Origin of the sequence: Sorangium sp. So ce426 (assembly GCF_051475585.1) — a bacterium.
Lineage (GTDB): Bacteria > Myxococcota_A > Polyangia > Polyangiales > Polyangiaceae > Sorangium > Sorangium cellulosum_B.
This window is the reverse complement of sequence record NZ_CP150341.1, coordinates 1,399,349-1,414,234: the sequence shown is the minus strand read 5'-3', so window position 1 is coordinate 1,414,234 and position 14,886 is coordinate 1,399,349. Positions and strand designations below refer to the sequence as shown.

Genomic DNA, 14,886 nt, shown 5'->3' with positions numbered 1-14,886 from the left:
CGCGCGAGGCGTGCCATGGAGGCGTTCGCATGGCGGAGCAGCTCTTCCTGAACGGGATGCGCGGCGCGCAGCAAGGCCCTGGGGCCGCGGCGCCGCCGGCCGAACCCGCGCCGACCGAGGCCGCCGCGCAGCCCGAGGCGCGGCCGTCGCCGGACGCGCCGGCGCCCGAGCCGCCGCTCGAGACGGCGGCCAGGCTCAGCGCCGAGCTGGAGGCCGCGCTCGTGCGCGAGCTCATGGCGGCCTACCAGAGCCTGAACTACACGCATTTCCGGCGGAAGCTGCGCTCTGCGTCCATCGAGCTGTCCGACGCCGCGAGCCGGCTCGGGCGGTGGGTCTCGGAGGCGCGCGCGATCGAGATCTCGCGGCCGCTCGTCCTGACGCAGCCGTGGGGCGTCGTGATCGAGGTGCTGAAGCACGAGATGGCGCACCAGTACGTGCACGAGGTGCTGGGCGTCAGGGACGAGGCGGCGCACGGGCCGGCGTTCCGCGAGGTGTGCACGCGCCTCGGCATCGACGGGACGGCGGCCGGGATGCCGGCCGCGGGGCGCTCGCCGGCGGATCCCGGCGGGGTCGCGCGCGGCGGCGACGCGGACGCGTCGGAGGCGAGCGTGGACGCCCGGATCCTCGATCGCATCGCGCGGCTGCTCGCGCTCGCCGACAGCCCGAACGCGAACGAGGCGCAGGCGGCGATGAGCGCCGCGCAGCGGCTGATGCTGAAGTACAACCTCGACGTCGCGAAGGCGCGCGCCGCGCGGCAGTACGGCTTCCGCCACCTCGGCGCGCCGAGCGGGCGCGTGGGCGAGACCGAGCGGATCGTCGGCGGCATCCTGGGGAAGCACTTCTTCGTCGAGGCGATCTGGGTGCCCGTCTACGTGCCGCTCGAGGGCAAGCGGGGCAGCGTCCTCGAGATCTGCGGGACGCCGGCGAACCTGGAGATGGCGGCCTACGTGCACGCGTTCCTGCACCACACGGCCGAGCAGCTGTGGAACGAGCACAAGCGGACCCAGGGGGTGAAGGGCAACAAGGACCGGCGGACCTACCAGGCCGGGGTGATGCTCGGGTTCCTCGAGAAGCTGAACGCGGAGCGGAAGGTGTCCGCGGAGCAGGGGCTCGTCTGGGTGAGGGACGCCGATCTGGACGGCTACTATCGAACGCGCCACCCGCACGTGCAGCACCTGCGCCACACGGGCAACCAGCGGACGGCGGCGCACGCGCACGGGCGCGAGGCGGGGCGAAAGATCGTCCTGCACCGCCCGATGCAGGGGGCGACCGGCAACCGGGGCATGCTGCTGCCGCCGGGCAAGAAGGGCTGAGCCCGCGACTCCGGATCCGGGCCGCGCGAGGAGCTCGGACGGAAGCCGAACGATGCGAGAGACGCGAGACGGCGGGGCGCCAGCGTCTCGGCCGCTGCGCGCGCTCGACGCGCTCGTTGACGGAGAAGGATCGGTTCCGGCACGATGGCACGGCGCGCGGGAAAGCCTAGGAGAAGAACGAGATGCCGCTCCTGTTCACCATTGAAGAGCGCTTCGACGCATCGCCCGAGGACGTCTTCCGGCTCGCGACCGACATCGACGCGTTCGGCGACTGGATGCCCAATTTCGTGCGGGTAGAGAAGCTCACGGGCGCCGTCGTCGGCAAGGGCGCGATGTGGCGTGAGACCCGCAAGATGTTCGGCAAGGAATCGACCGAGCTGTTCGAGGTCACGGCGGCGGAGCCCGGCAGGCGTCTGGACCTCTTCGTCGACGGGCAAAAGGGCACCACGGGGCGGGGGGCCTACCGCTTCCGGTATGTCTTCGAGCCCGAGGGCGCCGGCACGCTGCTCAAGATGGAGGGCGAGATCGCCGGGATGGGCTGGTTCATGGAGACGCTGGGGCGGCTGTTCATTGGCAGCTTCAAGAAGGCGGTGCACGGGGATCTCAAGGCCATGAAGACGCACCTGGAGCGGCGGCGGGCGAGCTAGCTAGCGCTGCGCGCCCGGCCCCCCAGGAGAGGGCGCTGGTCCCGGCTGCCCGGCCCCCGGAGAGGGTGTCCGTGGGGCGGCGCGGGGGCCCCACCGAACTCGCCTGATCGACGTGCTCTCTCCGGCGCGCTGCGCACGCCGGAGAGAGCACGTCGATCAGGCTCAGACAGCGGTCCGTCCCCCACGCCGCCCCACGGACACCCTCTCCGGGGGCCTCATCGGTGTTCAAACAAGGTCGTTCGATCGCGCTCAGGGCACCAAGGCCGACCAGCGCTCACCAGCGTAATCGTGGTTATCTTATCCTCAGCGTAATCGTGGTTATCTTATCCTCCCTCGACACGAGCCTGGGGGACATCCGCTGATGCAGCGAGGGGTGATTCGCCACGATGCCGGCGTACTTCCCGCGTTGCGCTCGGGCGGACGGCGGAACAGCATCCCGGCATGGCGATGCGACGGCGGAAGGATCCGGCGAGGTCGAAGTCTACTCTTATGCCCGAGAGGCTGCCGTCTATCCTGCTGTCGCTGTTTGCGGCGTTCTTCGCCGCTATCGCGAGCTTCGTGATCTCGGCCGCCTACGCAGAGCACCGAGAGGCCGAGATCGACGCGGCGGCCAAGAGCTTGGCGGAGAACGCCACGTCGAGCATCATGCACCTGGCGGCCGCGCGCGCCGAGCTGAGGCATACCCAGGCGCTCCTGGGCGATCTCGTCAACAACGCCGCGCTGGGCCGCCCGTTCGCTCGCCATGAGCTCGACGAGGCGCGTGACACTCTCTCCCGGAGCCTCGACGCCTACCTCGACATGCCCGTGTATCCGGGCGAGCTCAGGCAGTGGCAGACCGTGGCTCAGGAGCTCGCCAAGCTCCATCTGGACGCCGACCGGGCCCTCTCGCTGGTGGCGAGCGGCCATCCGGACCAGGCCAACAAGCTCGTCGACGGCGCGCTGCGAGCGGACTTCAACTCGACGAGCGAGGCCGTGATGGCGAGCATCGATCTCAACGCGCGGCAGGCGCTTCGTCTGGCGACCGAGATCGCAGCCAGCCGCGTTCGCTCTCGCCGGATCGCGCTGGTGCTCAACACGGCGAGCGTGATGTTCGCGCTGCTGGCCTGCGCGGCGGCCGCCGTGCAGATCCGGCGCCATGTGAGGCTGCTCTGGCGGCAGGGCGTGCTCCTGGAGCGCCGAGCGGATGAGCTCGAGCAGTTCGCCGGCCGGGTCGCGCACGACGTGCTCAGCCCCCTCGGCTCGGTCGCGCTCGCGCTGGACCTCGCCCTGCGGCGGAGCGACGAGGGAGATCCGGCACGAAATGCGCTCGAACGGGCCCGGCTGTCCATCCTGCGCGTCAAGCGCATGACCGACGGGCTCCTGGAGTTCGCTCGCGCGGGCGCGAGTCCGGAGTCAGGCGCGCGCGCCGAGGTGCGCTCCATCATCGACGATCTCATGGTCGAGCTCGTTCCTGTCGCGGTGGAGCTCGGCGCGGAGCTCCGCGTCGAGCCCTTCGCCCCGTGCGCGGTGGCCGCGAGCCCCGGCGTGCTGACCAGCATCCTCGCCAACCTGATCCGCAACGCGCTCAAGTACCTCGGCGACGCGGCGGTCTGCCGCGTCGTGATCCGGGTGCTCGACGCGAGAGAGGCTGTGCGGATCGAGGTGGAGGACACAGGGCCCGGCGTCGCGCCGGCCCTCGAGCAGACGGTGTTCGAGCCTCATGTCCGAGCGCAAGGCGCTCGAGTGCCGGGCCTGGGCCTGGGCCTCGCCACCGTCAAACGCTTGACCGAGGCGCACGGCGGCCGCGTGGGGCTCCGCACGGTCGTGGGCAAGGGGAGCCTCTTCTGGTTCGAGCTGCCCAGAGCGCGCAGCGAGGCAGCGCACGCGCCCGAAATCGGCCCGAGCACCACCGCATGACATCCGGGAGGCTGCGCTCCGCGAGCGACGTGAGGATGCGCTTGCGAGAAAAGATAGGCGCCGAGCTCCTGCTCGACACGCCGGTCCCGGACGCGCCGCGGTAGCCGCCCCATCCGAACGGGGCCGGCGGCGCCTCCCCTCGCGCGAGGCTGCCGCCGACGAGACCCACGGCGCCTCGAACTCGTACGAGGTGCCCCCTCGGACGACCCCGGTTTCCTTCAGTCCACGCCGATCCGTCTTTGTTGACCCGGTACGCTGCCCCAGGCACCATCGGCGCGCAGCGCCCGGCCGGCCTGCATGGCTGGAGGCTCGACTCCGGCTCGCTCCCCTTCCCTAAACAAGCTGTTGAGGTGCTTTGATGCCCGTTCGTACGATGCTCTTGCTCTGCTTCGCGCCCTTTGTCATTGGCGCTCTCCACGGTTGCGGCGGCGACGACGGCGGCGGCAGTACCTCCGGGGACTCGCCGCTCGGTGAATGTCCGCCCGACGCGACCGCGCAGGAGGAGGCGGGCTACCAGGCGCTCCAGGACCAGTGCGTGCCCTGTCATCTGTCGACCTCGGTGGGCGCGTCGCGCATCAACGCTCCGGAGGATGTCAACGTCGACGACCCCGCCAGCGTCAGCGCCGAGGCGGAAGCGATCTTCTCGGAGATCCAGATCGGCGGGGCGAACGGCGCGGACGGGATGCCCATCGGCGTGAAGCTCTCCGACGACACGATCGAGGCCATCCGGGTCTTCCTCGCCTGCGACGCGACGAAGTAACGCCGCGCCACTGCCCCGCACGCTTCCACACCACGTCCGAACGCCGGGGCGCCAGCTCACGAGAGGGCGCTCCGGCGGCTCGCAGGCGCGCCGCTCGCCTCGATCGCTGTGCGGCCGCGCGATCCGGAGTATGGTGCAGGCATGTTCAGGCTGGATGCCCGCTCCGGGGCCGCCGCGCTCGCGCTGGCCGCCACGCTCGCGCTGACCGCGTCGCTCGGCGCCTCGTGCGCCGGCGCGCCCCCCGCGCAGCGCGGGGCGGCGGCCTGCCCGCCGCTCTGCCCGCGGCCAGCGCCCCCGCCGAGCGCAGCGCCGGCGGGGCCCGTCGTCACGGGCACGCCGGGCCAGGCGCCGGCGTTCGACCCCGAGCGCCTCACCCTCGTGCTGGACGACCCGCGGCTCGCGCAGGTGCAGAAGCTCGTCGAGCAGGAGGCGTACGCAGGCGCGGCTGCGGCGATGGCCCAGGCGCTCTCGGCGCCCCTGCCGCCCGCGGACGCGGCGGCGTTCCGCTACCAGCTCGGGCGGCTGCGCGCCCTCGCGGGCGATCCCGTGGGCGCGGCGAAGGAGTACGACGCCGCCGCGGCGGCGGGCGGGCCGCTCGCGGATCACGCGAGGTTCGCGGCGGCCGATCTCCTCGCCAGGGCGGGGCAGCCCGACGCGGCGCTCGAGCGCGCGCGCGCCGTCGCGTCGGACGTCGCGATCGCCGACGAGCTCGATCGCATCGTCGCCGGCGCGCTCGCCGACAAGGGCGACATCGAGGGCGCGGCCGCGCGCTGGCGCGCCTACCTCGCCCGCAGCTGGCCGGCGTCGACGTGGGTGCCCGAGGCGCTCCGCTTCGCCCGCGCGCTGCTCCGCCACCCGAGCGAAGACCACGCCGAGGAGGCGATCCGCGTCGCCCGGCGCGTCATCGACGAGGCGCCGGGCGGCGCCGGCGCCGGGGAGGCGAAGGAGATCCAGGACCAGGCCCTGTCGACGCTGCCGTTCGCGCGGCGCAAGCCGTTCCTCGACCTGGGCCCCGCCGATCTGCTCGCCCGCGCGCGCGCCCTGCTCGCCTCGCGCCAGGACAAGGAGGCGCTCGCCGTCACCGACGCGCTGATCGCCCTCCCCGAGGCGCAGGCGCCCTCGGCCTTCGCCTGCGACGCGTTCGCCGCGCGCGGCGAGGCGCTCGGGCGCCTCCGGCGGCGAGCCGAGGCCGCCGACCTCTTCGGCACGGCGATCGAGCGCTGTGGGCCGGCCGCGGCCGCCGCCGCAAGCGCGGCGCCCGCCGCCGCAGGCGCGGCGCCCGCCGCCGCAGGCGCGGCGCCCGCCGCCGCAGGCGCGGCGCCCGCCGCCGCAGGCGCGGCGCCCGCTGCAGGCGCGAGCGCGCCCGCCCCGCGGCGGCCCGAGACCCTCTACAACGCCGGGCGCGCGTCGCTCCGCGTCGATCGGCACGCCGAGGCGGCCGCGCGCTTCGCGCTGCTCGAGAAGGAATACCCGGATCATCGGCTCGCGGACGACGCGCGCTACCTCGGCGCGCGCGCGCTGCTCGGGCTCGGGGACCAGGCGCAGTTCGTGCAGCTGCTCACCGCCATGCCCGACGATTACCCGTCGGGCGACATGGTCGCCGACGGCCTGTTCGAGCTCGCGCTCTTCGAGATGGAGCGCGGCGACTGGGCGGGCGCGGTCAGGCCGCTCGAGCGCGCGCTCGAGCGGTTCCCGCACGAACGCGCGTACCACGCCGCCGGCAGGCTCCCCTATTACCTCGGGCGCGCCCGCATCGAGACGGGCTCGCCCGACAAGGGGAAGGCGCTGCTCGAGCAGGTGATCCGCGATTACCCGCTCTCTTTCTACATGGCGCTCTCCCACGCGCGGCTCGCCGACGTGGACCCGGCCGCCGCCGAGCGTGCCCTGTCCGCGGCCCTGGAGCGCGACGCGAGCGCGCCGTACACCGAGCTCAGGAGCCCGCTCTTCGCGCAGCCCGCGTTCACGCGCGCGGTCGAGCTCGCGCGCCAGGGGGAAGCGAAGCTCGCGCGGCGCGAGCTCGACCTGCTCGGCGTCGGGGGCAAGACGGCGCCGCGCGAGGTGATGTGGGCCTCGGCGTTCCTGCTCGCGCGCTCGGGCGCGCTGCCACAGTCGTACAGCATCCTGCGCACCGCCATGGCGGCGCCGGCGGCCGTCGAGCTCGCGGGCGAGTGGGTCGATCACTACCCCGTCGGGCGCTGGCGCGGCGCCTGGGAGCTCGCCTACCCGCGCCCCTTCTCCGGCCTCGTCGCCGCGGAGACCAAGCGGAGCGGGATCCCCGAGGCCCTCGCCTACGCGATCATGCGCGAGGAGTCGGCCTTCGACCCGAGGGTGGCCTCGCCGGCCCAGGCGTTCGGGCTGATGCAGCTCATCGTGCCGACCGCGAAGCGGATGGCCAAGCCGCTCGGGCTGCCGTGGAGCGCCGACGCGCTGAAGCGCCCCGAGGTGAACATCGCGCTCGGCTGCCGCTACCTCTCGCAGCTGCGCAGCCAGTTCTCGGACAACCCCCTGCTGGCGATCCCCGCCTACAACGCGGGGGGCGGCGCGCCGAAGCGATGGATCGCGGAGCGCCCCTCGCAGAGCTTCGACCTGTGGGTCGAGCGCATCCCGTACGAGGAGACGCGGCTCTACACGAAGCGCGTGATGACGAGCCTCGCCGTCTACGAGCTCCTCTACGCCGGGGCTCAGCCGGGCGAGGCCCTGCGGACGCCGCTGCCCGCGAGCCCGGCCGCGCGCTCGGCCGTGGCGAACGCCGCGCCCTGACCCGCGCCGGCGTGAGCCGCGCGCCGAAGCGCCGGCGGGAGCCGCATACCGCCGAGGTTTCGGCGAGCGGGCCGCGCCTAAGCTTTGGTAGAGTCCGCGTGTGATCGACCCATCGAGCCCTTCCCACCAGCTCGTGGGCGCCGTGCTCAACGGGCGCTTCCGGATCCTGCGTCTCCTCGGCGAGGGGGGCATGGGCGCGGTCTACGAGGCCGAGGGCCTTCGCGGCGAGGGCAAGCGGGCGATCAAGGTGCTCCACCCCGAGTTCACGCAGGAGGAGCAGGTCCTCCACCGCTTCTTCGCCGAGGCGGAGGCGACGAGGGGGTTCGTCCACCAGAACATCGCCTCGGTCTTCGAGGCGACCCGCGCCGAGGACGGCACGCCCTACCTCGTCATGGAGCTCCTGCAGGGCGTCCCGCTCGCCGCGTACATCGACACGGGCAACCCGATCCCCCCGCAGCAGGCCGTGCCGATCATCCACGAGGTGCTCCAGGCGCTCATGGCGGCGCACAGCCACAAGGTGATCCACCGCGATCTGAAGCCGGAGAACCTGTTCCTCATCCGCGATCCGCGCGGGGGCTTCCGCGTGAAGGTGCTCGACTTCGGCATCGCGAAGGTGATGGACGCGGCCGGCGGAATGGGCCTGAAGACCCGCGCCGGCACGCTCCTCGGGACGCCTGGCTACATGAGCCCCGAGCAGATCAAGAACGCGCAGGGCGTCGACGCGCGCACCGATCTCTGGAGCGTCGGCGTGATCTTCTACGAGATGCTCACGGCGACGCAGCCGTTCCCCGCCGAGAACGAGTTCGCGCGGCTCACCGCCGTGCTCGCCAAGGAGGTGCGCCCGATCGAGCAGGTCGCGCCCCACCTCGCGGCCTGGGGCCTCTTCTTCCAGCGCGCCCTCTCCAAGGACGTGGCCGGGCGCTTCCAGACGGCCGAGGAGATGGCGCAGACGCTGGGCGCCATCGCGCACCGCACGGGCATCGCGACGCCCAGCGCGTGGCCCGACGCGCCGGCGTCGCCCGCGCTGACGCACCAGCTGCCCTCGCTGCCGCCGCCGCAGCCGCTTCAGAGCATGACGCAGCCGCCGCAGAACATGGCGCAGCCGCCGCAGAACGTGACGCAGCCGGTGCAGAGCGTGCCGCCCATCGCGTCCAGGGTCCCGACGGTGCCCCCGCCGCGCATGACAGCGCCGCCCGTCCAGGCGTCCCCGTCGGTGGCGCCCACGGCGACCTTCTCGGCCAGGCCAACCCACATCAGCGCGCAGCAGCCCGCCGGCGTGCCGACGCTCACGGGCGGCCACTACGACGTGCGGGTCGTGGAGGTCCCCTTGGCCGCCGAGGGCGGGGGCTCGGAGGGCGCTGCCTGGTGGCTCGTGGGGCTCATCGGGCTCGTGTGCCTCGGCGTCGGCTTCGCGCTGGGCGTGCTGGTGAGCGGGTGAGCGCGTGAACGGAGGCGCCCGCGTCCGCGCCCTGCTCGCCGTCACCTGCGCCGCCGGCGCCCTGGGCTCGCCGCGGCCCACGCTCGGCGACCCGCCCGCGGAGCCCCCCGTGCCGGTCGTCGATCTGCACGTCGACGTGCCCTGGCAGGTCCACTTCAAGGGCCGCGACAGGCGCCTCGGCGAAGGCCACGCCCGCCGGGAGACGCTCGTCGCGGGCCACTACCTCGGCGTCGTGCTGCCGATCTACCTGCCCGACCAGGCGCGCCCCGAGGGCCCGCAGATCGAGGACGCCAGCGCGGTCCTCGCGACGATCGAGGCGATCATCGCCGCGAACCCCGTGCTCCTCCCGCTCGGCGCGGCGCGGGCCGAGCCGGGGAAGATCAGCACGTTCCTCTCGATCGAGGGGGCCGGCGCGTTCGCGGCGGACATCGCGCAGATCGACCGCTTCATCGCGCGCGGCGTGCGGCTCATCAGCCCGAACCACGCGAAGAACACGCGGCTTTCGTCGTCCGCGACCGGCGAGCCGGCGGCGTACGGGCTGACCGAGCTCGGCAAGCGGTTCTGCGAGCGCGTGTACGCTCAGGGCGCCCTGATCGACGTCTCGCACGTCTCGGACGCCGCGTTCGCGGATCTCGTCCCGATCGCCGCGGCGCACGGCGCGCCGATCGTCGCGACGCACTCGAACGCGCGCGCGGTGGCGAACCGGCCGCGCAACCTGACGGACGAGCAGCTGCGGCTCATCGCGCGGAGCGGCGGGGTCGCGGGGCTCAACTTCCACGCCCCCTTCGTGAACGGCACGAGCGAGGCGGGCGTCGACGACGTGGTCGCGCAGGTCGATCACATGGTCCGCGTGGCCGGCGTCGATCACGTCGCGATCGGCTCGGATTTCGACGGCGGCATCGTCCCGCCGAGGGGGCTCGACGACGCGTCGGCGCTGCCGGCGCTCGCCGCGCGGCTCAGGCAGCGCGGCATGTCGCGCGAGGACGTCGTGAAGATCTTCGCGCAGAACGCGCTGCGCATCCTCGGCTGGCGGCCGGCGGGGGACGCGAAGAGCGCGAGCGCGGCCGGCGGCGCGCGCCCGTAGCCGAGGGCCGCCGCGCGCCGCCCGCGCGATCGTGATAAAGGCGCCCATGCGCAGGGAAGTCGCTCGGTCCGTGCGAGGGCCGCTCGCCCGCGCGCTCTTCGCGTCGATCGCCGGCCCGAGCTGCGCCGAGCTCCCGCACGTCGAGGGCGCCGCCGAGGCCTCCTGCCCCGAGCTGCGCAGCCCGGGCGACGTCCTCGGGGCCCAGCGGCGCCTGCGGCCCGGTCTCGGCGGCGATCGACGCCATCTTCCTCCAGGGCGCCGGGGTGGGGGTCACGCTGAGGTGGCCGGACTGCGAGCCGAGCGGCGCGCGATGCAGCGGCTCGTGCAACGTGGAGCTGACCCTGGAGCAGATCGTGACGGAGTGCGACCCCGCGCGGCTCTCCGGCTACTGCCAGGGCCGCTGCTACGGGCCGTGCGACGGGCGCTGCACCGGGCAGTGCTGGGGGCAGTGCTCCGCCCACGACGCGCAGGGCCGCTGCGTGGGGCAGTGCGACGGCAAGTGCGACGGCGGCTGCGACGGCACGTGCCACGCGCGCTGCGCGGGCACCTGGCAGGACCCGCAGTGCTCCTGGATCGAGTGGCCCCCGAGCGGCGACGCCGACTGCGATGCGTGCTGCCGCGCGCACGCGGCCGTCCACGCGCCCTGCACGCCCACGCGGGTCCATGCGCGCGTGGTGCAGGGCGGCGAGATGGCCGCGCGGCTCGCGGCGACGCTGCAGGCCAACCTGCCGGCGTTGCTGCACGCCCAGAAGGCGCTCGGCCACCGGCTCCTCGGCGACGCCCTGACGGTGCTCCAGGTCGGCGCCGCGCTCCCGCGGCTCGTGGGCGGCGCGGGAGCGCGCGCGCTCGCGTGCGTCGCCGGGGCGGCCGAGGCCTCGAAGAGCGCGTTGGTGCGCATCCAGGTGAGCGTGCGCGCGAGCTCGAGCGTCGCGGGGCAGGTCGGGTTCGGGTTACCGGACGAATGATCGCGGGGCTGCCGCGGGAGAGCGCCCGCGCGCGCCGCGCGGCGCGCCGCCGGCGAGCCCCGATCGACGCGCGCCGGCGACGCGCGCCCGCGCCGGCAACGATGTCCTGGTCGCAGCGCCCGGCGCCCGGAGCGGCGGCGAGCGCCTTCGCCTGCATGGATGGCATGGACGGCGCCGCGCCCCTCGGACTACCCTCCGGCTCCCGCCGGGAGGATCCCATGACCGATCTCGACGACCGCTGTCTCGACACGTTCCCCGAGTGGCTGCGCAGCCTCGCCTCGGACGCCACGGATCTGGCGGGCCTGCTCGCCTCGCCGGAGAGCCCGGAGGCCACGCGCCGCTCGCTCGCGGGGGGCCTCAACTACCTCTTCAAGTCGCTCGACCTCATCCCGGACGGCATCGAGGATCTCGGCTTCCTCGACGACGCCTTCGTGCTGCGCGTCGCCGCGTCCTTCGCCGCGGCGGAGAGCCCGGAGCTGCGCGACCAGGCGCCGGCCCTCGCGCGGCTCGCCCGCGACGCGGAGCTCATCGCCGAGCTGCTCGGCGGCGACTACGCCCGGCTCAAGGGCTACGTGCGCTCGCTGGAGAAGGGCGCCGCGCGCGGCCGCACCGTCGACGACATCCTGAGCGACGAGCAGGTCCGCGCCTCGTTCATGCACGAGATCACCGGCTGGGCGTCGAGCTACACCGCCCCGAGCTTCAGCCGTGACGCGAAGAATCTGATCAAGCTGAAATCATTCCTCTCCGCCAAACTTCCGGCCTGATCGCGCGCGTCGAGGCGCCGCCGCGGCGCGGCGCGGCGCGTCCACCGCTCGCCATGGTACACCCCCGATCATCCTCCGGAGGATCGCGTCCGATGTCAGCCGCTCTCCGCCTCACCGCGCTGCTCGCCGCACTGCTCGCCGCGGGCTGCGACGCCGACCGACCCGCCTCGACGGCGCACAGCCCCGCCGCCACCTCTCCGCCTTCGCGCTCGACAGGAGCCCCGGCCGCGCCGCCGCCCGACGCGGATCGCTCCTACGCCTACCCGGCCGCCGATCGCGTGGTCGCCATCGGCGACGTCCACGGCGACCTCGCGGCGACGCGCACGGCCCTGCGGATCGCGGGCGCCATCGACGGCGCGGATCGCTGGATCGGCGGCAAGCTCGTGCTCGTGCAGACGGGCGACGAGCTCGACCGCGGCGACGGCGAGCAGGAGATCGTCGACCTCTTCGATCGCCTCGCCGTCGAGGCGCGCGCCGCCGGCGGCGCCGTGTACGCGCTGAACGGCAACCACGAGGTCATGAACGTCCAGCTCGATTTCCGCTACGTCACCGAGGGCGGCTTCAAGGACTTCGAGGACGTGCCCGGGCTCGACGCGTCGGGCCCCCGCCTCGCGCCGGTGCCGCCCCCCGCGCGAGCCCGCGCCGCCGCGTTCGCCCCCGGCGGTGTCTACGCCAGGAAGCTCGCGGCGCGCGACGTGATCATCGCGGTCGGCGACACCGTCTTCACGCACGGCGGCGTGCTCCCGGCCCACACGCGCTACGGCATCTCGCGGATCAACCGCGAGGTGCGCGCGTGGATGGAGGGGAAGAGCCCCTCCGCGCCGGCCGTGATCGCGGCCGAGGACAGCCCGGTGTGGGCGCGCCTCTACTCGAGCGAGCCGCCGCCGAGCCCGGGGTCGCCCCCCTGCGCGGCGCTGGACCAGACCCTCGCGGCGATGTCCGCGAAGCGCATGGTCGTGGGCCACACGGTCCAGAAGCACGGCGCCACGTCGGCCTGCGGCGACAAGATCTGGCGGATCGACGTCGGCATGGCGGCGCATTACGGCGGAAAACCAGCAGCGCTGGAGATTGTCGGTGACACCGTGCGCGTCTTGACGGCCGAGTCAACCAAGGCGGCCGAGGCAACCGAGGCAACCGAGTCAACCAAGGCGGCCAAGGCGACCAGCGCGGCCAAACCGAAAAAATAGCCGTAATTGTGAGAAAACTTCAGCACCGTCGGCAATGCGATCGCGTGTCGTCCACGACCACGTCCACGTTTACGTTCACGTTGACAGCCATGTTCACGCCGACGAGCGGGGGGGAGAAGCCCCCCGGGCGCGCCCCGAGCTCCATTGACGGGCGAGGCGAGAACCGGATAACGTGAATAGCAAACTGGGGTTCTTCGATCCCCAGGGGAAGGGAATCAGATGCCCGAGCGACCGCTCGCGCTGATCCACGAGGCGAATCTGAGCGACGGGGTGCCTACCCTGACGCTCGGCGAGCGGCGCCCCCCCCTTCCGGTCCCCCTTGCTGCGCCCGCGCTCCTGAGCCGGTGCCGGCGGGGCGAGCGCTGTACCGCGTGGCGCGACGCGGGGAGCGACTGATGGACGACGACGAGCTGCTGCGCGCCCTGACGCGCATCGCACAGCGGGATCCGACGACCGATCCGCGCTGGCGCAGGCTCGCCGAGGAGACGCGCCCGGACGGCGCGCAAGACGCTCCGGGAGACGCCGCGAACACCGCGGCGCGCTCGAGCGCCGGGCGGGAGGAGCGCGAAGTCCGGCCGCCCCTCGACGACGAGACCCGCGCCCGGCTCTCCGACCAGCTCCTCGCCCAGCTCCGGGAGCCGCGCGGCGGTGCGCCCGCGCCGTCTCCGCTCGCGCGTCCAGCGGTCGATCGGAAGTCGGGGATCCGCTTCCGGTGCCCCGAGGAGTGGGACTGCGACGCGGAGGAGGCGAGCGACGTCGCCGATGCCGCGCCGCTCGGCGCGGACGCCGACTCGCTCAGCGGGACGAGCGCGCCGTCCACCACGGACGCGCCGGTCTGTCGCGCGATCGACGGCGAATCGGTGCCGCCCGGGACATCGGAGCCGCCGCGCGATGCGCGATCGAGCGCGGCGCCCGGGCAGCCTGCCCAGCGCGCGCAGGACGGCGCGGACGCCCTCGCCAGGCCGCCGCGCAAGGGCCTGTCGCACCCCGAGCTGGTCGTCGAGCGGCGGAGCGCGCGGCGGACGACTCCGGCGGCGCGGGCCCGGGCGGCCGTTGGCGTGGTCGGCTGGGTCGTGTCGGCGGCGCTCGTGTCGCTGCTCGCGCTGCGGCCCGCGCCGTTCGCGCCGGGCGCCGCCCCGCTCCCCGACTACACGCTCGCGACGACGACCCTCGGCGACGGCCCGCAGCAGGGAGCTCGCGGGCCGGGCGCCCCGCGCCACGTCGGCAGGGGCGAAAGGCTCGCGATCGCGCTCTCGCCCGGCGCGCGCGTGCCGGCGCCGGTCGCGGTAAGGGCCTTCCTGGTGCAGGGCGGGAGCGCGCGCCCGTGGCCCGTGGAGCTGGCGCTGGACGGCGCCGGCGGCGCGAGCATCTCGGGCACGCGCGAGGAGCTGTTCCGGGACGTCGCGGTGGGTCCCTGCGAGGTCGTCCTGGTGGTCGGCCCCCCCGACGCGCTGCCAGGCCCGGACGACCCGCTGCCCGACGAGGACGCCATCCACCTGGCGGGCGGCCGGCTCCTGCGGCAGCGATTGTTCCTTGACTGACCGCCGGCTGCGCGCATGAGGTAGCCCGTCCTTTCCCTGGCGAGGGAGGCCCGCCGCGCCCGCGGGCGCGCTCGACCCGGCGCGCGCTCGACCCGGCGCGCGCCGCCGTCCCTGGCCGGGAAGGGCAGAGGGCATCACGCATGAACCGACGGATGTTCAAGAGCAAGATCCACCGCGCGACAGTGACCCACGCGGATCTGCACTACGAGGGCAGCGTCACGATCGACGCCGACCTCCTGGAGGCCGCCGACATCCTGCCGTACGAGGCGGTCGACATCTGGAACGTGACGCGCGGCTCCCGGCTGACCACGTATGCGCTCGCGGGGGCGCGCGGCTCGGGCGTCGTGTGCATCAACGGCGCGGCGGCGCACCTCAACCAGCCCGGCGACCTCGTGATCATCGCGACCTTCGCGGACATGGACGACGCCGAGGCGCGGCGGCACACGCCGCGCGTGCTCCGCGTCGACGGGCGCAACCGGCCGCTCGCCGACCAGCCGCCCGAGACGCCGGGCCCGCTCGCGCCCAACTGAG

General features: G+C 74.0%; 13 protein-coding genes. All 13 read left to right on the top strand.

Features of this window, described 5'->3' with window-relative positions:
* The first annotated feature begins 29 nt into the window (after window positions 1-29).
* Window positions 30-1,313, top strand: coding sequence for a SprT-like domain-containing protein (locus tag WMF44_RS05205; protein WP_437298009.1), 1,284 nt, complete (start codon window positions 30-32; stop codon window positions 1,311-1,313).
* Window positions 1,314-1,495: 182 nt separating this feature from the next.
* The gene (locus WMF44_RS05200; RefSeq protein ID WP_012233582.1) at window positions 1,496-1,960 is read left to right on the top strand and encodes an SRPBCC family protein; all 465 of its coding nucleotides are present in this window, start codon (window positions 1,496-1,498) and stop codon (window positions 1,958-1,960) included.
* 441 nt (window positions 1,961-2,401) lie between these two features.
* Window positions 2,402-3,856, top strand: coding sequence for a sensor histidine kinase (locus tag WMF44_RS05195; RefSeq protein WP_437298008.1), 1,455 nt, complete (start codon window positions 2,402-2,404; stop codon window positions 3,854-3,856).
* Between the two features lie 358 nt (window positions 3,857-4,214).
* Entirely contained in the window at window positions 4,215-4,616 is a 402-nt protein-coding gene (locus WMF44_RS05190; RefSeq protein ID WP_437298007.1) for a hypothetical protein, read from the top strand.
* A 141-nt stretch (window positions 4,617-4,757) separates the two neighbouring features.
* A complete protein-coding gene (locus WMF44_RS05185) occupies window positions 4,758-7,376 on the top strand; it encodes a transglycosylase SLT domain-containing protein (protein ID WP_437298006.1) in 2,619 nt (872 codons plus the stop codon).
* Window positions 7,377-7,476: 100 nt separating this feature from the next.
* The gene (locus WMF44_RS05180) at window positions 7,477-8,814 is read left to right on the top strand and encodes a protein kinase domain-containing protein (RefSeq protein ID WP_437298005.1); all 1,338 of its coding nucleotides are present in this window, start codon (window positions 7,477-7,479) and stop codon (window positions 8,812-8,814) included.
* 4 nt (window positions 8,815-8,818) lie between these two features.
* Entirely contained in the window at window positions 8,819-9,898 is a 1,080-nt protein-coding gene (locus WMF44_RS05175; protein WP_437298004.1) for a dipeptidase, read from the top strand.
* 263 nt (window positions 9,899-10,161) lie between these two features.
* Window positions 10,162-10,863: a hypothetical protein gene (locus WMF44_RS05170; protein ID WP_437298003.1), complete on the top strand. Its 702-nt coding sequence runs from the start codon at window positions 10,162-10,164 to the stop codon at window positions 10,861-10,863.
* Between the two features lie 218 nt (window positions 10,864-11,081).
* Complete coding sequence (locus WMF44_RS05165; protein WP_012233576.1) at window positions 11,082-11,627, top strand: DUF1232 domain-containing protein; 546 nt, start codon at window positions 11,082-11,084, stop codon at window positions 11,625-11,627.
* 92 nt (window positions 11,628-11,719) lie between these two features.
* On the top strand, window positions 11,720-12,814 hold the full coding sequence (locus WMF44_RS05160) for a metallophosphoesterase (protein WP_437298002.1): 1,095 nt from the start codon (window positions 11,720-11,722) through the stop codon (window positions 12,812-12,814).
* A 219-nt stretch (window positions 12,815-13,033) separates the two neighbouring features.
* Window positions 13,034-13,210 (top strand): hypothetical protein, encoded by a 177-nt coding sequence (locus tag WMF44_RS05155; protein WP_437298001.1) that lies wholly within the window; start codon window positions 13,034-13,036, stop codon window positions 13,208-13,210.
* Window positions 13,210-14,355, top strand: coding sequence for a hypothetical protein (locus tag WMF44_RS05150; RefSeq protein ID WP_437298000.1), 1,146 nt, complete (start codon window positions 13,210-13,212; stop codon window positions 14,353-14,355). The genes WMF44_RS05155 and WMF44_RS05150 overlap by 1 nt, the downstream gene beginning before the upstream one ends.
* 140 nt (window positions 14,356-14,495) lie before the next feature.
* The gene (gene panD / locus WMF44_RS05145) at window positions 14,496-14,885 is read left to right on the top strand and encodes an aspartate 1-decarboxylase (protein WP_437297999.1); all 390 of its coding nucleotides are present in this window, start codon (window positions 14,496-14,498) and stop codon (window positions 14,883-14,885) included.
* The last annotated feature ends 1 nt before the right edge of the window (window position 14,886 follow it).